We start from the raw sequence: 19,500 nt of genomic DNA, 5'->3' as shown, positions 1-19,500 counted from the left end.
TCCACGGCCGAGGTGTGGGGTGGTCGTGCCGGTCCCGGCCGCGGGGTGGCGGCCGGGACCGGTGGTGGTCGGTGCGCCGTTCAGCTCGTCGCGACCGGCCGGCTCACACCCGCGGGGATCCGGGTGCCGGGCGCGGGCGCGGTCACCGGGCCGTGCGCGGCGGAGCCCGGGGTGGCGGCGGTCGCCGGGGCGGACGAGGGCACGGTGAGGGTGAGCGGCCGCCCGGCCGACGAGGTCCAGCCGGAGACGGCGCCCGCGTAGGCCGTGCCGAACGAGCCGCCGCCCAGGGTGGTTCCGACGGGCATGGTGGCGGTGACCGCCACGCCGCCCGGGGCCGACACCGTGACCGTGCCGCCGACGCGGTACGCGGTGACCTGCCCGGCCCGTACGGCGCTCTGCCAGGCGGCGCGCCGCTTCAGCTCGGCGCCGATGTCCTTCATCCGCAGGTTCACCAGGGGAGTGTCGTCGGCGAACAGCGCGTGGTAGCCGTCCAGTACGCCGTCGAGGATCGGGTAGGCGATGCGGTCCTCGGCGAGGTTGGACTGGTGGATGAAGTGCGGCTTGGGGTCGCCGGCCAGGACGTGCCCGAGGGCGATGCGGGTCTCCAGCGGCACGATGTGGTCGGCGTAGCCGGTCGCGGTGTCCAGCGGGGCGGGCAGACAGGTGGTGGTGGCGGGGTTGTCCTCGCAGATGCCGCTGCCTCCCTGGGCACGGCTGGTGTAGATCCAGTTGTACTCGTCGACCTGCTCGTCGGACCGCCCGGCGTTGTAGAAGACGTTCATCGGGTAGCGGGAGACGGTGGTGGCGGGGCCGACCTGGCGCTGCGCGGGGTCACGGGAGTTGTCCGAGGCGAGCCAGGCGACGCCGTTGTCGGCGAGCGCCAGGGCCAGGTTGGGGTTGTCGTCCGGCTGCTGCGGCAGGATCCTCAGCCCGGAGTGCTCGCCGGTGACCAACTCGTCGTTCTGCAGGGGAAGTCCGGCGCTCTGCCCCCAGACCCGGTTGAGCGCGATCTCGTCGGAGATGTCCTTCCGGCTGACCCACTTGGTGCTGCCGTCGGCGTTGGTGTCGCACTTCCAGGGCACCACGGTGACGTCCTGCTGACAGCCGAGGAAGGCGTGCGTGTAGGTGTGGTTGACCCAGCGGAAGTCGTCGCGGTCGGCGATCAGCCTGTCGGCGAGCGCGTCCACGCCGTTGTTGTCCGAGCGCTGGTCGACGCTGCCGGCGCCGTTGTAGACCAGGTCGAGGGTGAGACCGTGCTCCCGCTCCCACGCGGTGGCGTGGTCGACGTCGGCCGGGGACATGCGGATGGGGTCGGGTGTGCCCTCGCCGACGGGGCAGTCGACGTCGCCGGGTGTGCAGTTGAGCCGGCTGTCCCAGCGGTCGTCGGCGGCGAACACGTCGTCGACGTGCACGGCGAAGTAGTTCCGGGTGGCGCCCAGGTGCACACCGCCGGTCATCCACTCCACGATGCCGCGGGCCAGCAGGCGGAACTGCTGCTGGTACTGGTTGTAGACGAAGGTGACGACGAGTTCACGCCGTCCGTCGTGCCGGTACTCGCCGACCAGCGAGCCGCGGGTGGACCGGCCCGGGATGGGCGCCTCGACGTACGGGGTGAAGTCCGCGCCCGCCGCCGGGTGTGAGAGGTAGGCGTAACTCTCGCCGACGGTGGGCGAGTTGTCCTCGAAGGGCACGGCTCCGTCCAGATACCCGAAGGGACCCGCCTTGCCCGCCGCCGTCACCTCGGCCCGGACGCCGTCGATGCTGCCGGAGTAGCCGCCGGCGGTCGGGTACTGCAGGCCGGCCTCGGGGCGGGCGTAGGTGTAGGCGTCGACCTGCGGGATGCCGTAGGCGCTCTCGTAGGCCGCGAGGGCCGTCATCTCGGCCGAGCCCGCCGGGAACGGGTTGTCGTTGGGCAGCACGACGGCCTGGAACTTGGCCCGCGGGCGGCCGTCCACCGTGTCCGCCAGGAAGCCGGCGTCGATCACGGGTCTCCCGGACTGTGTCAGGTCGACCTCGGTGTAGGGCGTTCCCGCGGTGTCGAGCTCGGCGGCGATCGCGTCGGTCGCCGGCCCGCCGTCGCTGACGATCAGCGTCCGCAGGTCGACGCGGGGCGCGGTGCCGTCGGCCTGCGCGGCGCCCGCGGGCAGTCCCAGCGCGGCGACGAGCGCGCCCACCGTGAGCGCGGTGGTGCGAATGGTCCGCTTCATTGCGGTGAGGTCCTCTCCCCCCGGAGCAGGGGTGAGCACGGCTCCCAAGGAGCGGACGCACCCCCGCGCGCGACGCCGGCATCCCCTCGAGACCGGTCGTCGCGCATCCGTCGCGTCATATGGTGATGGCTTTGTGTGACCTTTGTGGCCGTGTTGCGAGTCCTGACGGAAAAACGCAGGTGACCACGGTGACGGCCGCCGCCCGGGAACGCGCTTGCGGAGGGCGGGTGCGATCCGCGGCGCGAGAGGGGCCGGGCGGGCCGCCTGCGCAGGTCGGAACCTGTGCGAGCACCGGCGGACCGTCCCCGGTCCGCCGGTGGGAGTGCCGTCGTCGCCGTCCGTGCCACGCCCGCGGCCTCAGGCCGAAATCAGGTCACGGCGGACGGCGCCGGGACCTCAGGCGCAGAGCACGCGGGTCTCCGGCGTGTACACGGGACCGCCGCTGGTGTTGGTGCTGTCGCTGAACTCGGCGTAGTAGTACGAGTAGAAGCCGATGTTGCCGTTGCAGCCCGAGTCGGCGGCCACCTGCAGGGTCAGGGTGACGGTGCGGCTCTGGCCGGGCGGGACGGTCGCGCCGTAGTCGGCTCCGAGGTTCGCCGGGCCGGTGCCCGAACAGGGGGTGCTGCCGGCGGCCGTGGCCAGGCTGCAGCCGGTGAAGCTGTACTTCAGGTCCGGCCGCTGGGTGGTCAGCCAGGTCGGGTCGATCGTCTGGTAGACGAACCAGATGTCATAGGTCCTGTTGTTGGTCAGCGTCATGGACAGCTGGACCGTGCCGCCGGGAGTGGTGGTCGCGGTGTCGGTGGTGAACGTCAGGGCGGCCGGCGCCGGGTCCGCGCTCGCGCTGGGGGCGAGGCCGAAGACGGCGAGGACGAGACCGAGGACGGTGGCGAGGCCGAAGCGCCGCATCAGAGGTGATCGCATGGCCCGGGAGGCTAGGGAAGCGACGGGCGGCCCGTCTGCCCCGCGCGTGCCGCCCGGCATCCGGCTGGCTGAAGGTGTGCGTCACGTGGAGGCGGCGTGGTGAAGCCGTGAGGTCAGGTGTGCGAGGTGCGAACACGCAGGGTATTCGCACGGTGACAGGGTGGCTTGGTGGGGCGCACGGTGTACGGGACCGCCGGAATCCGCTGGTCCGGCCGGGGCCACTTTGGCGCGTACCTGACGCTTACCGCCGTGGCGGCCGAGGGGTGGGAAGCGGTTGCGCGGCCTGCCGCGCGCGGGCGGTCGGCGCTTGCCTGGGCGGGTCGTGAGCATTTCAAGAACTTCGGTCCGCAATGTTGACCCCGCTCTCGGGCGGCTGCACATTACCTATCGGTAGTACCTACCGGTAGCCCTGTGGTCCCCTCCGTGGCCGCCGGCGTGCGCGCTCCCGCGTGCGCGGCGGTCGCCGGTTTCCTCCTGCCCGACCGCTCCCGTGCGCCCGGCCCCTCAGGGGCGTCGCCCTGCCCGCCGTCCCGCGTCCGTCTCCGAGAAGAGAGAGCACACATGCCGAAACGCTTTCTGCGTCATGTCATGGTCGCGACAACAGCTGCCCTCGGGGCGCTGACCCTCGCCTTCTCCGGCGCCACCGCCCAGGCCGCCACCTCCCTGGACTACGTCGCCCTCGGCGACAGTTACAGCGCCGGATCCGGCGTCCTGCCCGTCGACCTCACCAACCTGCTCTGTCTGCGCTCCACGGCGAACTACCCCCACGTCCTCGCCTCCCGGACGGGCGCCCGCCTCAAGGACGTGACCTGCGGCGGGGCCCAGACCAAGGACTTCACCGAGGCCCAGTACACGGGAGTCGCCCCCCAGGTCCAGGCGCTCGGCGCGGAGACCGACCTCGTCACCCTGACCATCGGCGGCAACGACAACGGCACCTTCATCAACGCCCTGACCGCCTGCGCCTCCGCGGGCGTCCTCAGCGGCGGGACCGGCAGCCCCTGCAAGGACGAGAACGGCACCCTCTTCGACGACCAGATCGACGCGAACACCTACCCCGCGCTCAAGGCGGCCCTGCGCGCCGTCCGCGACAAGGCGCCGAACGCCCGCGTGGCGGTCCTCGGTTACCCCTGGATCACCCCGGCCGCCCCCGACCCCTCCTGCTTCGTGAAACTGCCCGTCGCCTCCGGTGACGTCGCCTACCTGCGCGGCATCCAGGCACACCTGAACGCCGTCGTCGAACGTGCCGCCGAGGAGACCGGCGCGACCTACGTGGACTTCGCCCAGGCCTCCGAGGGCCACGACGCCTGCCGGCCCGAGGGCACCCGGTGGATCGAACCGCTCCTGTTCGGCACCAACGTCGTCCCCGTCCACCCCAACGCCCTGGGCGAGCGGCGCATGGCGGAACGGACCCTGAGCGTCCTCGGACTCGGCTGACCGGAACCCGCCCGCCCGGCGGTCACCCCTGGTCGTCGAACATGTCCAGCAGCGCCTGCTCGTCGATCTCCGGCGCGGGCTGCCCGCCGTGCGGAACCTGCTCGGCCCAGACCGTTTTGCCCTGCGGCATGTAGCGCGCGCCCCAGTTCTTGGTGAACTGCGCCACCAGGAACAGCCCGCGCCCGCCCTCCTCGGTCGTGGCCGCCCGCCGGATGCGCGGAGAGGTGTTGCTGCGGTCGGAGACCTCGCAGATCAGCGAGTCGCCCCGCAGCAGCCGCAGCCCCACGGGACCCTGGCCGCCGTACCGCACGGCGTTGGTGACCAGCTCGCTGACCACCAGGCTCGTGCCGGCGTCCAGGTCCGACATCCCCCACGCCGCCAGCTGGGCGGAGGTCAAGGCCCTGGCCCGCGCCACGACCGACGGGTCGGACGTGAACTCCCAGGACGCCACCCGGTCCTCGGGCAGCGCGTGGACGCGGGCCAGCAGCAGGGCGACGTCGTCGCGCGGGCCGTCGGGCAGCAGGGTCCCGGTCACCCGGTCGCAGACGTCGCCGAGCGCCGGGCCGCCCTCGTCCAGCGAGGCCAGCAGGCTCGCCAGGCGCGCGTCGGTGTCCCCGTAACCGCGGTCCTCCTTGAACAGGCCGTCGGTGTACAGGGCCAGCAGGCTGCCCGCCGGCACGGGGACGGTGGCCGACTCGTACGGCTGGATCCCGCCGAGTCCGAGTGGTGGACCCGCCGGCAGATCGACCAGCCGCGCCCCGCCGTCCGGGGGCCGCAGGGCGGGCGGCGGGTGACCGGCGCGCGCCGCCGTGCAGCGGCAGGACACCGGGTCGTACACGGCGTACAGGCAGGTCGCCCCGGTCGCGGGGTCCTCGTCGCCGTCCGGGCCGCCGGCCGGCTCGTCCACGGTGTGACTGACCAGATCGTCCAGGTGGCTCAGCACTTCCTCCGGCAGCAGATCCTGCCCGGCCAGCGTCCGTACCGCCGTCCGCAGGCGGCCCATGGTCGCCGCCGCCTGCAGGCCGTTGCCGGGCACGTCCCCGACGACCAGCGCCACCCGCATCCCGGACAGCGGGATCGCGTCGAACCAGTCCCCGCCCACACCGGCCCGCGCGTCCGCGGGCAGATACCGGGAGGCGAGGTCGACGGCGCTCAGCCGGGGCAGCGCGCGAGGCAGCAGACTGCGCTGCAAGGTGAGGGAGGCCTGGTGCTCCCGGCGGTAGTGGCGGGCGTTGTCCACGCTGATCGCGGCCCGGGCCGCGAGCTCGCCCGCCAGCGTCAGGTCGTCCTGTTCGAAGGGCCGCTCACCGCCGCGGCGGTAGAAGCCCGCCAGGCCCAGCACACAGCCCCGGGCGCACAACGGGGCGCCCAGGTAGTAGTGCACGCCCTCGCCGAGCAGCTCCACCGGATGAGCGCTCCGGTCGGCGAGCCCGGCCAGCGCGGCGGTCGGCACCGAGTCGGCGACCGGTTGCTCGGTGTCCAGGCACCGGGCCTGGGGCGTTCCGGCCGGGTAGGCGACCGCCTCGTCCAGGTGGTCGGCCGGGACGTCGCCGCGCTCCTCGCCCGCCCAGACGGCCACGCGGCGCAGCGTCTTCTCGGGGCACGGCCGGCCGAGCGTGGACTCCTCGCCCGCCGACGCGCTCTCGACGAGGTCGACGACGACCAGATCGGCGAACCCCGGCACGGCGATCCTCGCCAGCTCCTCGGCGGTGCGCCGCATGTCCAGGGAGGTGCCGAGCCGGATGCCCGCCTCGTTCAGCAGCGACAGCCGGCCCCGCGCCTCCGCGGCGAGCCGGCCGACGCCCGGATCGCCCACCAGCAGCAGCCAGGCGTCGGCCGGTTCGGCCTCGGGCTGTCCACCGCCGGCCGGTCCGGCCTCACCGGGGCGCATGTGGGCCTCCCCGGCTTCCCCTTCCTCGGGTCCCGCGCCGGCCGGACCGGTTTCCCCGGGTCCCGCGCCGGCCGGACGGGAGCCTCCCTCTCCGGTCGGTCGGGCCGCGGGCGGAGCGGCCGTGTCCGGCTCGGCCCCGGAGGGTCGCGCCGCGGACGGCCGGGTTCCGGACGGTCCGCCCGCCTCCGGTCCCGTCGCGGACGATGCGGCAGCGGGCGGGACGATCGCCGTCACGGGCGCCTCCGTGCCGGCCGCCGCCCGGGCCACGTCCGCGCCCGCGCCCGGGCCCGCCGCCGGACCGGGAGCGCCCAGGAGCGGCACCTCACGGCCGTCGGGAGCGGTCGCGGTGACCGTGACGGGGCGGGGAGCCGCCGCGCCGCGGGGATCGGCGAACCCGACCTCGACCGCCGCGCCGCCCGCCTCGCCGTGCCGCAGCTCCCGGCGGCGCAGCAGAGCCAGGCGCCCGCCCGCCAGCGGCACCTCGGCGTACGGCTCTCCCCGCGAGGAGAGCAGCTCGATGGCCCGCTCCAGCAGCACCATCCGTTCCTGCGCGCTCAGCCTGGGCGCCGGCCCGCCGGGCCGCAGCAGCTCTCCGGAGCCGATGTCGAGGTGGACCTGCCCGCCGGTCCGCCGCGCCAGGCGGAATGAACGCATCAGCTCGCGTTCGCGGGCCGTGCTCAGCTCCATCAGGCGCTCGCCGATGCGCTCGGTGGCGTCCTGCAGCACCAACGCCATCCCGGGTTCGCCCAGCACCCGCGGCACCGACAGGTTGACCGCGCCCTGCACGGTGCCGCCCAGCGGGTCGCGCACCGGCGAGGCCATGCAGGTCAGTTCCTTCAGGTTGTGCAGGAAGTGCTCCTGGCCGACGACGACGAACGGCGCCCGGGTGCTCAGCACCATGCTGACGCTGCTGGTCCCCATGAACCGCTCGTCGACGTTGGCCCCCTGCACCAGCGAGGCGGCGTCCATGAGGTCCAGGCCCGCCGGATCGCCCCGCCGGTCCACCAGGCGCGCGTGCGAGTCGGCCAGCGCGATGGTCACCGGCAGACCGGAGAACCGTTCGCGCAACCGGTCGAGCACCGGAGCGGCGGCCCTGACCAGTCGGGAGTCCGGGTTCAGATCGCTCTCGACCGGCAGGACCACGCCTTCCTGGTCGATGCCGAGCGAGTGCGAGCGCTGCCAGGAGGCGAGGATCTCCGGGCGTACACCGGCGACCGGCGGCTCCCGGTTGCCGTGACCGCCCGGAGGAGTTGGGTAGGACTCCACCAGGCCAGCGTAAGCGGAGCAGGGGGCATCCGCTCGGCGCGCCCGGCGACCGGCCGGAGGCGGCCCCGGCCCCCGCCTCTCAGGACGGCGCCGGGCCGGTGGGAGTGAGGGCCAGCGTCTGCTCGGCCGCGGTGCGCCCACCGCCGACGCCGTGCCCGCGGGCGTCCCGCCAGAAGCGGACCGGTGTGGTCTCCGCCCGCCGCTTCCCGTCGGCGCGGAGCCCGATCACCAGGCCGCTGTAGCGGTTGACCAGCCGGTAGGCGCCCTTGGGGATGCCGCCGGCGGAGGTGTCGGGGACGACCCACCACTGCCGGCCGACACCGGCGCCGCCGGGCCCGGCCGCGGTGACGGTCGGCCGGGTGCCCCAGGCGCGCTGGGCGGTGCTGGAGGAGTCGACGCCCAGCAGGCCGCCGGTGGCCGCGTTGGTGATGCGGTACGAGCCGTCACCGTCGGCGGTGAAGATCCACGACTGCCGGGCGGAGCCGTTCGCGCGGGCGTCCGAGGTGGTCGCGGAGCCGTGGGACGCCTGGGCGAGGACACGGCCGCCGCCGCTGGAGACGCGGTAGGTCCGGCTGGTGTCGACGGGGGCGGCGGGCGCCGAGGTGCCGATGGTGACGTTCGCGTACTCGCCGGACGAGCCGTTCGAACAGCCGAAGGAGCAGTACGAGCGGAACGACTTGCCGACGATGTTCGAGCTGGTCCTGTTCGCGGGGTCGAGGAACCAGCGGTACCAGGACGCGTTGGTCAGGCTGCCGGTGTCGCCGATCAGCCGCCACTTCGGCGAGGCCAGGTCGGCGGTGGCGTAGAACCGCTGCGGCGCGTCGCCGCTCTGGTCCACGCCCTGCGGTTCGCCGACGTACAGGCCCAGGTGGGCGTTGTAGGTGATGTCCATGACGAACAGGGGAGAGGTCGCGGGTATCGTGCCCGCCGCGACCTGCTGGCTCACCGTGCCGCTGTTCGCCGGGTCGTACTCGTCGTCCACCGGGGTGTAGCCGGTGGGGTGCGCGGCGTCGACCGGCACCAGGTTGCTCTCCCGGCCGCCCGCGCCGGGCTGCGACCAGGCCCCGTCGTACCACTTCCGCCACGAGCCGGGCGCCATCTTCGCGGACATCGGGGCGCGGGCCACATGGGCGTGGAAGGCCTTCCAGCTGCCGCCCTTGTCCACGATCCGCGAGCCGTAGTAGACGTAGAAGTAACCGGAGGCGGCGTCCGCGAACAGGCGCGGGTCCCCGTCGCCGTAGTCGAACGTCTGCTGCGGGAAGGCCGCCGTGTCACCGCGCTCGGTGCTGTACGGCGAGGTGATGACGTGGTCCTCGACGGTCCACGTCCTGCCCTGGTCCTCGGAGACGGCGTAGTCGACGGCGTCGTAGTGCAGACCGTCGCCGAAGGGCTGCGGGGTGAACTCGTTGTGCACGAGCCCGTACCAGTCGCCGGTGTCCGGGTCGACCCACACACCCGCCAGGTCGCAGTAGTTCTTCTGGGCGTAGCCGGAACCGGCGGGCGCGTAGCTGGCCGTGAGGCCGGTGGGGCTGTTGTTGCAGCGCCAGGTGGTGTCGTCGTTGCGGTCGGCGGGGTCGGCCGGGTTCACCGCGCCGCTGAGGGCGGCGTCACGGGTGGCGCTGTCGAAGTCCTCGCCCGTGAAGAAGTTCCACTCGCGGCTGTCGGCCGCGCCGTACAGGGAGTGGGCCTGCTGGAAGTGGAAGGTGCCGTCCTTGTCGATGTACGGCGCGGCCGGGGTGTCGTCGGGCTGGGTCCAGCTGCCCTTGCCGTCGACGGTGACGGTGTAGGAGGGCGGGTCCGCGGCGGCCGCCGGCGCCGCGAGGGCGGCCGGCGTCACGGCGCCGGCCAGGGCCAGCGCCGTGGCGACGAGCGCCGCGGCCAGTTGCTTGCGCTGGATCGGCAAGGGGTTCTCCTCACTCGGTGCGGGCCCGCGCCGGACGGCGGCGGCCCTCGATGACATGGCCCGGGTCGGGTGACATGGCCCGGGACGGGGCGACAGCGCCCGGAGCGGATGACAGGGGGCCCGGAGCGGCCGACCGCGCCGCCGGTCCGCCCGGAGGGACGGCCGGGACGGCGGCGCGGTCAGAGGTCACACGGTCAGGGGGCCGGGGGCCGGGCCGCGCAGTGGAACCGCGCCTGCGCCCAGTCGCCGTGGTCGCCGGACTTCGTGCCGTCGGTGTCGGTGACCACCAGACGGACATGGCGGGCGCCGGCCAGCGGCACGTCCACCGGCAGCGGATCGGACGTGCCGCTCACGGTCGGGGAGGACCAGACCTTCTTCCCGTCGGCGACGACCGAGAAGGACACGCCGCCATAGCCGTTGATCTCGTCGTCGATCCCGGCGGTCGCGGTGAAGGAGGAGCACTGGCCGCCGAGCCAGAACTCGATGGCGGAGTCGGCGTGCACACCGATGCCCTTGGCGTAGGCGGCGCCGTTCAGGGTGAGGGTGCGGCCGTCGCCGGCGGCCGACTCCCCGTTGCTGTGGTCCCGTTCGGCCGGCCCGTAGCCGTTGGTGGAGTTCAGCCAGGTCAGATCACTGGCCCAGCTGTCGCCCCGGGGCGGGGCGGGCATGGTGTGCACCGCGGTCCGCTCCGTGGTGACATGGTCCTCACCCGCCGCCCGGTAGCGCGCGGTCCCGGTCAGCACGGCCTCGCCCGCGGAGGCGTCGGCCGGCGCTGTCACGGTGAAGTCCGCGCTCACCCGCTGACCCGGCGTGAGCCTGCCGAGGTCGCGCCCCGGCGAGACCGTCCACCCGGCGGGCGCGGTCACCGACAGCCGGGTGGCCGAGCTGCCGGTGCGGCCCGCGGTGAAGTCCACCGTGACCTGGCCGGACACCCCCGCGCCGAGTTCCTCGGGCGGGGTCAGGGAGACGGCGCCGGTGGCGGCGGGGACCTTGCCGCCCACCGCGCTCGCCCCGTCCAGGTCGATCCGGAACCCGCGGGCGGTGCTCAGCGAGCGGGTCTTGACCTGGACCACCCCGGCCCGGTCCGCGGGGTCGTACCACCAGCCCTGGCCGGCGGCGTCGAAGGCGGCCTTCGAGGTGAACCGGGGCAGGGCGCGGCCGTCCAGTGAGACGCGCCCGGGCGCCGACCCGGTGTGCACCGTGAACGCGTACGGCCGGCTCTTCTGCTTGCCGGTGAAGTCGCCCTTCTCGGCTCCGACGGCGATGCGCACCGCGCCCGCGCCGCTGCGCGGGGCGGTGACGGTCACCGGCTGCTCGGCGTACTCGCCCGAGCGGTGGCGCCGCGTCACGCCGTCGTCCTCGTACAGGGTGAAGGAGCTGCGGCCCTGCGGGTACACGTCCCAGGCGAGCGGGGAGTCGGCGGTGCGGTCCTGGTAGGAGTTGACGCCCGGCCACATCGGCACGGTCGCGCCCGCCCTGACGAACAGCGGCAGGGTGTCCAGCGGGGCCTGGTAGCCGTCGACGGTGGTCGGGCCGTGGTACGTCCGGCCGGTCCAGTAGTCGATCCAGTCGCCCTTGGGCAGGTAGATGCCGTCGCGCACGGCGGTGTCGCTGTAGACGGGCGCCACCAGGAAGTCCCGGCCGGTCAGGAACTCGTACTCGGCCGCGTCGCTCGCCGCCGTCGCGTCGTCGGGGTACTCCAGCGCCAGCGGGCGCACGGCGCCGACACCGGTGCGGTGCGCCTCGGCCGCGTACGTGTACATGTACGGCAGCAGGGATTCCTTGAGCTTGAGGTACTTGCGGTTGATGCCGGTGTACGGTTCGCCGTACCGGTAGGGCTGCTTGTCCTGGGCGGCCCAGCCGTCCATGGTCATCACGGCCGGCAGGAACGACTTCCACTCCAGGTCGCGGGTGTAGGTCTTGGCGCTGCCGCCGAAGATGCCGTCGACGTCACCGGAGGTGTAGGCCAGGCCCGACATCGTGGCGCCGGCGTACGTCGGGATCTGCCAGCGGATGTAGTCCCAGCCGCCCGACTGGTCGCCGCTCCACTGCACGCCGCAGCGCTGCGCACCCGCCCAGCTCTCCGGGGCCCAGGTGAAGCCGCGGGCGTCGCTGTTGTCCTCGATGCCCTGGTACGCCGCCTTGCAGCCGTCCAGCGCGAACTTGTAGCCGTCGCCCACCCAGGCCACGTCCAGCTTGGCCACCCGCTGGCCCGCCTTGACCTGGTCGGCCAGCTTGTCCAGGCCGTTCTCGGTCCACAGACCCATCTGCGTCTTGCGGGAGTTGAGACCCTCGGCGGTCTCGGCGAGGTCCTCGTAACCGCAGCCGTAGCCGTCGTTGACGAGCATCCAGCCCAGCGGCATGTCGTTCTTGACGTAGTCGTCGGCGACCTCGAGGGCGTCCAGGGTGTGCCGCTCGCCGCGGTTGGCGTTGTGCAGGTAGCAGTCGGAGTCGCCGATCTCCAGGCCGTAGACGGGCGGCAGCATGGGCCGCCCGGTGAGCTCGGTGTACCGGCCTATGACGTCCTTGGCGGTGTTCCCGGCGAAGTAGTAGGCGTCGAACCGGTTCTCCCGCTCGGTGGTGGTGACCGGGTCGGTGAAGGCGTAGGTGCCGGGGGAGTAGGTGTTGCGGTAGACGCCGTAACCGGCCGAGGACAGGTAGAACGGCACCGAGTTGGGATGGCCGCCCTCGTCCCAGTCGTAGTCGACGCCGACCTCGAGCGTCCTGCCGCGCTGCGAGGTGTTGCCGCTGCCGTTCTGCTCGCCCGTGCCGTAGAACTGCTCGTCGGCGCCGCGCGCGAGGGTCTGGGTGGTGGAGGCGCCGTTCCAGCTGATGCCGCGGGCCTCCTCCCACAGACGGGTGCCGTCGGCCCGGTACAGGGCGAACCGCAGCGCGGACTTGTACACCCGCAACGTCACCTTGTCCGTGGACAGTTCGTATCGGTCACCGCGGTCGGCCCAGCGGGTGGCGGGCGGCTTGCCCCGCGGAAGCACGATGTCGTCGCCGACCGGGTCGGTGAAGGTCCCGTCGGGGGCCGCCTCGATGCGGAAGGTGTCGGCCGAGACGAAGGTGACCCTGGCCCTGGCCGTTCCCGCGGTGAAGGTGTAGGCGGCGCCGGACCGCGAGAAGCCGGTGACCGCCCCGATGACGGTGTCGGCCGCGGCGCTGCCGGACGTCGCGGCGGCGGCCGGGGCGGCCGGCCCGGCGGCGGTCGCCCCGAGCACCGCGAACACGGCCGCGGCGGCCAGGACTGCCCCTCGGGAACGCGAGGCCTTGCGTCTGCGGGGTGGAGCGGTCATGTCGATCCCTTCGCACACGTCGAGCGGTGCGGGCCCGGCCGAACCAGGGCCCCGGACTGAACCTGCCGTGGTGCCTCGATGCTTGAACCTGCTTGATACAGCGCTGAATCGAGCACAATCAAGCATGCGAGGGAAGGTATAGCGCACAGCCGTCACTCTGACCAGACCGCGTGCGCCGGACCGTGCGCGGGCTCGCGGGGCCGCGCACGCCGACCTCGTACGTCGATCCCGTACGCCGACCTCGAGGTCGATCCCGCGCGGCGGCGTCGTCGCGCGGCGGCGGCCGCGTCCCACCGGTGCGGAAGTCCCCGGGGCGGGGCACTATGACACGGACGTCCCGTCCGAACCCCTGGAGGACAGCGACATGGCCCTGACCCCCCAAGAGCGCGAGAGCTTCCTCGCCGAGCCGCACATCGCCGCCCTGGCGGTGGACGCGGGGCCGGGACGAGCCCCACTGACCGTGCCGATCTGGTACCAGTACGCGCAGGGCGGCACCGTGTGGATCATGACGGGGCTCCACTCCCGCAAGAACGCGCTCATCAGCGAGGCGGGCCGGTTCTCGCTGATGGTCGACCGGCTGGAACCCACGGTGCGCTACGTGTCGGTGGAGGGACCGGTCACCGACACCTCGCCCGCCACCGTCGAGCAGCTGCGCGAGATGTCGGCCCGCTACCTTCCGGCCGACAAGGTCGACGGCTATGTCGACCTCGCCTGGAAGAGCCACGGCGAGCAGGTCGTCGTCCGCATGCGGCCGGAGCGCTGGCTGTCCTCCGACCTCGGATCGGTGTGACGCCCGCCGCCCCGGGCCGCTGACGGCCGCTTCCGCACCGACCGGCACAGCCGGCCGGCCTCGCTCGGCGCCGGCCGGCTGTGTCAGTGCCGTGCTGCACAATGCCGTCCACGAAGAAACGAGATCAACATCGCCTGCACCGGGTAAGCGATCCTCAGTCTCCGTCTTCAGGAAGGCCACCACTGATGCAGCCCGTCCCTGGCCAGGCACAGGCCCACGTAGTGTCGTTGACCGCCCGTCGGCAGCGGACGGAGGACGCGCGGACACCCGCCGGAGCGGGCACTGCCGCGCGATCCGGCTCACGGCACCCGGGGCAGGTGTCCCCGGGCGGTCGCTCCGCCGCCCCGCCCGGCGCCGACATCCTGCGCATCGTCTGCGACTCCCGCCACCCCGTCTTCCTCACCGTGCACGCGGACGGGCGCCGCAGGTACGGATACTGGCAGCCGCTGGACCCGCGGACCGGCCAGGGCGGCTGCTACGTCGCCCTGGCCACCGCCGAATGCGACCTGCTGCGCGAGAAGGGGCGGATAACGCTCGGCGATCCGCTCGTCGACGCCAACAGAACGACCTACCGCGTCCGGTCCGCGCGCACCCCGGCCGCGACCCGGCGCACGGACCCGCGCACGACCGAACGACCGGCCGACCGCCCGGCCGAGCGCACGGCCCGGCGATGGACCCGCGTGGCCTGACCCGGCACCACGCCCGCGACGGCTCGCGCCGGTGACGGGCGGGGGTCCCGAACGGACGGCGTCCGCGAGGGACTGCGGCTGCGACGGGCGGCGCCCGACAAGGAACCGCGCCCGCGACGGGGTCCCACCCGCGTGGCGGCCGAGGCGGGCGTGGAACGAGCGCCGCGGGGCACCGGAGTCGTGGTCCATGAGCCAGAAGGAGGCTTCGTGTTCGACGGCTTCGAACTGATGTGGTGCGAGGGGGACGGGGTCCGGCTCCGGGTACGCCGTGGCGGCGACGGCCCGGCCGTGCTGCTCCTGCACGGGCATCCGCGCACCCACGTCACCTGGCACCGTGTCGCACCCCTGCTGGCCGCGGCCGGTCACACGGTGGTCTGCCCCGACCTGCGGGGCTACGGCCGGTCCGCCAAACCCCCGACCGACCCTCGCCACCGTCCCTACTCCAAGCGCGCCATGGCCGGCGACTGCCTGACGCTGATGCGGGGCCTGGGACACGAACGGTTCGCCGTCGTGGGCCACGACCGGGGCGCCTACGTGGCCTCCCGCCTGGCACTGGACCACCCGGAGGCGGTGGCCGCGCTGAGCGTGCTGGACGCCGTGCCCATCGCGGAGGCGCTGCGCCGCTGCGACGCGACGTTCGCCGCGCGCTGGTGGCACTGGTTCTTCCTCGGGCAGACCGACAAGCCCGCCGAACGGGTCATCGACGCCGACCCCGACGCCTGGTACAGGGCCACGCCCGAGCACATGGGAGCCGAGGCGTACGACGACTTCCGGCGCGCCGTCCACGACCCCGCGACCGTGCACGCCATGTGCGAGGACTACCGGGCAGGCCTCGGCATCGACCGCGAACACGACGAGGCCGACCGGCGAGAGGGACGGCGCATCGCCTGCCCGCTCCAGGTGCTGTGGGCCGCCGACGACGACATGGGCGACCTCTACGGCGACGTGCCGGGCGTCTGGCGCGACTGGGCGGCCGGACACCTGGAAGGCGGGCCGATCGACTCCGGGCATCACATGGCGGAGGAGGCGCCCGAGCAACTCGCCGCCGCGCTCGCTGAGTTCTGGCGCTCCGGCCGACGCTGGGCCTGACCGGCCGCCGGGGACACCACCCCACGCGGCACACCGGACCCGGTCGCACCTGACGGCCCGGCAGGACCTGACCGACGGGCCGGTCGGCCGGCCCGCCGCTTCGCGATGTCCGCACCACGGACACGGGGGCCGCCCCCGACCGCTCACCGCTACAGTGCCGGACGCCAGGTGTGGGCGCGCACTGCGGAGGCGAAGGTCTGGAGGCTGCCCATGCGCGGGGCGAACGGTGCTCGGGAACGGTGGACGACGGCCGCGATCGGCTGCGCGGCGCACGTCCTGCGGGGACACGGCCAGGTCATGCTGCTCGGGCACGCGGCGGCGGGCGCGGTGTTCGTCGCGGCGCTGTTCGCGGCGGGCTGGGAGTTCGGGACGTACGCGCTGGCCGGCGCCGCCGTCGGAACCGCGACGGCCCGGCTGCTGGGCGTCGCCCGGGACCGGGTCGAGTCGGGCGCGGAGGGGTTCAACTCCTGCCTGTTCGCCCTGTGCTGCGCCGTCCTCCTCGGCCCCGCACGGGTCTCGACCGCGCTGCTCGCCTGCCTGGGCGCCGTGCTGGTCACCGTCGTCACGGCGGCGGTCACCCGGCTGCTGCGCGGGTGGGAGCTGCCGGCCCTGACCCTGCCGTACTGCCTGCTGGCGACCGCGACGACGCTCGCCGCCCCGGCCTTCACCCATGTGCGGCCGTCCGCGCACGGCCCGGCGGCGCTGCCCCGGGCGGCGGCCGGGGCCGACGCGCCGACGGCGGCCGAGCTGACGCGGGGTTTCCTCGGCAACGTGGCGCAGGTCTTCTTCCTCGACGGGTGGCTCACCGGCGCGCTGCTGCTGGCGGGCGTGTTCCTGGCGAGCCGGACGGCGGGACTGGCGGCCTGCGCGGGCAGCGCCACGGCGGTCGCGACGGCGTGGGCGCTGGGCGCGCCCGCGCAGCGGATCGCCGACGGCAGCCTGGGCTGCAACGCGGTCCTGGTGGCGCTCGCGCTGTGCGGGGTGTTCCTCCGGGCGGGCAAGGCGGCCGTGCCGTACGCCGTGTCGGGGGCGGTCACCGCCACCCTGGTCACGCCGGCCCTCGAAGCCTTCCTGGCGCCCTCCGGAGGACACGCCCTGACCTGGCCGTTCGTCCTGACGACGCTGACCTTCCTGGCCGCCTCCCGCTCCTTCCCCCGGCTCGCCCGGCTCCGGCACCCGGTTCCCGAGGGCGACACGGCGGCCGCGGCGGGCGAGGCACCGCCGACCGGACACCCGCCCGCCGCCCTGTCGACACCGCCGGGCACCGCGGCGGCCTGAACAGGACACCGGGCCGGGCACGGCCGGCACGTCACCGGGGCGGCGCGCGCCGGCGGGCGCACCCAGGTGTGCGCCCGCCGCGGGCCCTCAGCGCTCCGACGCCCTGGACCCCGGCTCCATCCGCTGCAGCAGCCAGGCGTTGACACCCACCCCCAGCACGACGCACGCCGCGTACACGAACACCGAGTCGCCCGGCACGAGCAGGAGCAGGAGACTGACGGGAGCCGTCAGCGCCAACGGCCAGACGGCCGCGAACGAGGCGTCCTGGTGCGCCACCAGCTCCCAGTCGACCGCCACCCACACGCAGACGGCCGCGGTCACCAGCAGATACACCGCGCTCAGCCAGTGCGCGCGCAACCGCGCGAGCAGGCCGCCGGACCGGGAACGGGTGTCGCCGCGCATGGTGTCCTTCCGGGCTTCCGTGTCGAGTACGTCACCAGTACACGTGCGCCCGGCCCGGCCGACATGAGCGCGCGTGCTCAGAGGGACCGGGTGCGCCTACTCAGACGCCCCGGACACCGGCGCCGTGGTGCGCAGCAGAAGCAGGGTGGTGTCGTCGGTCCCGGCGGGGTGGTCCCGCAGCAGGGCGTCGGCGACCTCGTCCAGCGGCGCGCCCGGCCCGCCCGCCTCGGACAGGCGGCGGGCGAGCGCGGTCAGGGCGTGATCGGGGTCGGTGCCCGGCACGTCGGTGAGACCGTCGGTGTACAGGGCGAGGGTCGCGCCCGCGGGCAGGCACAGCCGGGTGTGCGGGTAGGCGGCCCTCGGGTCGATGCCGAGCAGTATCCCGCCCGCGGACTTCAGGGCCTCGACACGGCCGTCGGCGTGGCGCAGCAGCGGGTGCGGATGCCCGGCCCGCGCCAGCAGCGCGCGGTGACTGCGCGGATCGAGGCGCACGTACGCGGCGCTGGCCAGCAGCTCGGTGTCCAGGGCGGTCAGGAGCCGGTTGGTGAGGGCCAGTACCCGCCGGGGGTCGGCCCCGCCGCTCGCGTGGGCGCGCACCGCGGTGCGGATCTGGCCCATCAGCGCGGCGGCCGGGGCGTTGTGGCCCTGGATGTCGCCGATGACGGCGGCCACCCGGTGGTGGTCCAGGGCGATGAGGTCGTAGAAGTCGCCGCCGACGGACAGGCCCTCGGCCGCGGGCAGATAGCGGACCGCGGTCTCCAGGCCCGGGATGCGCGGCAGGCGGTGGGGCAGCAGCGCGTCCTGCAGGTCGCGCGCGAGGCCGCTGGCCGCGTCGTACTGGCGTGCGCGCACCAGCGCTTGGGCGATGAGGCCGGCCAGCGCGGTGAGGGTGGCCCGCTCCTCGGCGAGGAACCGGTGGGGACGGTCGTACGACAGGAGGCACGCGCCGACGCCGCGTTCGGGCGTCAGCAGCGGCAGGACCGCCCAGGCCGAGCCGTTGGCGAGCGCGGCGTGCCGGGGGTAGCGGCGCAGCAGCTCCAGGCGGTCCTCCAGGAAGAGCGGGGCGCCCGTCGACAGGGCCGAGGTGCCGGGGGTCTCGGCTCCCCGGGCAGGGCGGTCGATGCGCTCCAGGACGCCGGGCCGGTAGCCGTGCGCGCCGATCACCCGCAGCCGCCCGTCCGCCTCCACGGCCAGGAGCACCGCGCGGGCGGCGCCGAAGACGGGCAGCATCTCGTCGGCGATGAGCCGCACGATGTCCCGCACACCGGTGGCCCGGGCGAGGGCGCCGACCAGGTGCAGGACGTGGTAGACGCCGTCCAGTCGCGCCGGCCCCTCCGGCGCGCCCTCGCCGCCGGGCAGCCGGGGCCCGGCGGCCTTCGGCCCGGCCTCGGTGATGCGCACGGTGATCCCGGAGGCGTCCGGATACAGCTGGAAGGAGAGCCACCGGTCCGGCGGCCGCAGCACCGTGAACGCGGTCGGCTGCCGGCTCATCGCCGCCGCGCGGTAGCGCTCCTCGTAGACGGGATGGGCCAGCCACGGCAGCGCCTCCCACAGCGACTGGCCCAGCAGCGCGTCCGGCGCCGTGCCGAGCATGACTCCGGCCACGGGCGTGGTGAGGGCGACCCTGCCGTCGACACCCAGCACGCACAGCCCCTCCGGCAGCCGGGCGAGCGCCGAACCGTCCGGCGTCCGGTCCCCGCCGTGCGGGAGCCCCGGCAGCACCAGGGGCTCCGCCGCCGGCCGCATCGGCCGTCCGGTGTCCGCCGCGTGCGTAAGGACGCGGCCCAGGGCCGACGCGGCGGCCCGCAGACCCTCGCGCTCGTCCGCGTCCAGCAGCCGCGGGCGTGAGCCGGCCCAGTTCACGAACAGCGCGCCGTGCGCCCGCCCGTCCGTCGCCAGGGGCAGGCACGCGAAGGCCAGCCGGTACGGCAGGATCAGCGCGGTGCGCGGATACCGGCGGGCCATCTCCTGGGTGTCGCCCACCCAGACGAGCTCCCGTTCGCGCACCGCCTCGGCGACCCCGACCGGGGCGTCCAGCCGGATCCGCCGCCAGGGGCCGGCGAACTGCGGCGGCAGCCCGGTGAAGACGGCCAGCTCCAAGGCCTCTCCGCCCGGGTCGAGGAGGTACACGCCGCCGCCGTACGCGCCCAGCCCCGACACCACGCCGGTCAGGCAGACACCCAGCTCCCGCAGCTCACCGCGGCCCGCCGCGACCGCGGGGCGCCCCGCGGCGGGAACACCGTCCGCAGTGGAGTCATCGCACATCGGTACCACCCTGCCCGCCGTCGGACCGGGGCCCGGCCTCGGTGGTTGCCAGGCACCGGGCGGAGC

General features: G+C 74.3%; 12 protein-coding genes. 5 read left to right on the top strand and 7 right to left on the bottom strand.

The features are described 5' to 3' along the window. Positions 1-80 precede the first annotated feature (80 nt). A complete protein-coding gene (locus ACH5A8_RS30895) occupies positions 81-2,207 on the bottom strand; it encodes a hypothetical protein (RefSeq protein WP_399007285.1) in 2,127 nt (708 codons plus the stop codon). Between the two features lie 396 nt (positions 2,208-2,603). Beyond that, complete coding sequence (locus ACH5A8_RS30890) at positions 2,604-3,128, bottom strand: hypothetical protein (protein ID WP_399007284.1); 525 nt, start codon at positions 3,126-3,128, stop codon at positions 2,604-2,606. Positions 3,129-3,689: 561 nt separating this feature from the next. Here ACH5A8_RS30890 and ACH5A8_RS30885 point away from each other — a divergent pair. Further along, positions 3,690-4,562: an SGNH/GDSL hydrolase family protein gene (locus ACH5A8_RS30885; protein ID WP_399007283.1), complete on the top strand. Its 873-nt coding sequence runs from the start codon at positions 3,690-3,692 to the stop codon at positions 4,560-4,562. 22 nt (positions 4,563-4,584) lie between these two features. On the opposite strand, the gene ACH5A8_RS30880 is transcribed toward ACH5A8_RS30885, so the two are convergent. The 3 genes from ACH5A8_RS30880 to ACH5A8_RS30870 form a co-directional block, all read right to left on the bottom strand. Beyond that, positions 4,585-7,719: a SpoIIE family protein phosphatase gene (locus tag ACH5A8_RS30880; RefSeq protein WP_399007282.1), complete on the bottom strand. Its 3,135-nt coding sequence runs from the start codon at positions 7,717-7,719 to the stop codon at positions 4,585-4,587. Positions 7,720-7,798: 79 nt separating this feature from the next. After that, positions 7,799-9,622 carry an RICIN domain-containing protein gene (locus tag ACH5A8_RS30875; protein WP_399007281.1) on the bottom strand — a complete coding sequence of 608 codons (1,824 nt, stop codon included), beginning with the start codon at positions 9,620-9,622 and terminating at the stop codon, positions 7,799-7,801. Positions 9,623-9,816: 194 nt separating this feature from the next. Continuing rightward, positions 9,817-12,921, bottom strand: a complete 3,105-nt coding sequence (locus ACH5A8_RS30870) for an NPCBM/NEW2 domain-containing protein (protein ID WP_399007280.1) — start codon at positions 12,919-12,921, stop codon at positions 9,817-9,819. A gap of 364 nt (positions 12,922-13,285) precedes the next feature. Here ACH5A8_RS30870 and ACH5A8_RS30865 point away from each other — a divergent pair, with 364 nt between their 5' ends. The 4 genes from ACH5A8_RS30865 to ACH5A8_RS30850 all read left to right on the top strand — a co-directional run bounded on the left by ACH5A8_RS30865 (position 13,286) and on the right by ACH5A8_RS30850 (position 16,767). Then, positions 13,286-13,711: a pyridoxamine 5'-phosphate oxidase family protein gene (locus ACH5A8_RS30865; protein ID WP_399007279.1), complete on the top strand. Its 426-nt coding sequence runs from the start codon at positions 13,286-13,288 to the stop codon at positions 13,709-13,711. A gap of 317 nt (positions 13,712-14,028) precedes the next feature. After that, positions 14,029-14,400 (top strand): cell envelope biogenesis protein OmpA, encoded by a 372-nt coding sequence (locus ACH5A8_RS30860; RefSeq protein WP_399007278.1) that lies wholly within the window; start codon positions 14,029-14,031, stop codon positions 14,398-14,400. A gap of 207 nt (positions 14,401-14,607) precedes the next feature. Then, positions 14,608-15,489, top strand: a complete 882-nt coding sequence (locus ACH5A8_RS30855; protein ID WP_399007277.1) for an alpha/beta fold hydrolase — start codon at positions 14,608-14,610, stop codon at positions 15,487-15,489. A gap of 210 nt (positions 15,490-15,699) precedes the next feature. After that, entirely contained in the window at positions 15,700-16,767 is a 1,068-nt protein-coding gene (locus ACH5A8_RS30850; RefSeq protein ID WP_399007276.1) for an urea transporter, read from the top strand. Positions 16,768-16,854: 87 nt separating this feature from the next. Here the strand turns inward: ACH5A8_RS30850 and ACH5A8_RS30845 are convergent, their stop codons facing one another. Both ACH5A8_RS30845 and ACH5A8_RS30840 read right to left on the bottom strand, forming a co-directional pair. Then, positions 16,855-17,169, bottom strand: a complete 315-nt coding sequence (locus tag ACH5A8_RS30845; RefSeq protein ID WP_399007275.1) for an SCO4225 family membrane protein — start codon at positions 17,167-17,169, stop codon at positions 16,855-16,857. A 96-nt stretch (positions 17,170-17,265) separates the two neighbouring features. Then, positions 17,266-19,434 (bottom strand): SpoIIE family protein phosphatase, encoded by a 2,169-nt coding sequence (locus ACH5A8_RS30840; RefSeq protein ID WP_399007274.1) that lies wholly within the window; start codon positions 19,432-19,434, stop codon positions 17,266-17,268. Positions 19,435-19,500: the final 66 nt, after the last annotated feature.

It is taken from the genome of Streptomyces sp. NPDC018610, assembly GCF_044391765.1.
Lineage (GTDB): Bacteria > Actinomycetota > Actinomycetes > Streptomycetales > Streptomycetaceae > Streptomyces.
Note: the sequence above shows the minus strand (reverse complement) of the source record. Positions and strands in the feature narration are given on the sequence as shown.

Coding starts and splice junctions, on each gene's coding strand:
- ACH5A8_RS30870 (WP_399007280.1), bottom strand. CDS start 12,921: ATGACCGCTCCACCCCGCAGACGCAAGGCCTCGCGTTCCCGAGGGGCA.
- ACH5A8_RS30885 (WP_399007283.1), top strand. CDS start 3,690: ATGCCGAAACGCTTTCTGCGTCATGTCATGGTCGCGACAACAGCTGCC.
- ACH5A8_RS30850 (WP_399007276.1), top strand. CDS start 15,700: ATGCGCGGGGCGAACGGTGCTCGGGAACGGTGGACGACGGCCGCGATC.
- ACH5A8_RS30895 (WP_399007285.1), bottom strand. CDS start 2,207: ATGAAGCGGACCATTCGCACCACCGCGCTCACGGTGGGCGCGCTCGTC.
- ACH5A8_RS30865 (WP_399007279.1), top strand. CDS start 13,286: ATGGCCCTGACCCCCCAAGAGCGCGAGAGCTTCCTCGCCGAGCCGCAC.
- ACH5A8_RS30845 (WP_399007275.1), bottom strand. CDS start 17,169: ATGCGCGGCGACACCCGTTCCCGGTCCGGCGGCCTGCTCGCGCGGTTG.
- ACH5A8_RS30890 (WP_399007284.1), bottom strand. CDS start 3,128: ATGCGATCACCTCTGATGCGGCGCTTCGGCCTCGCCACCGTCCTCGGT.
- ACH5A8_RS30840 (WP_399007274.1), bottom strand. CDS start 19,434: ATGTGCGATGACTCCACTGCGGACGGTGTTCCCGCCGCGGGGCGCCCC.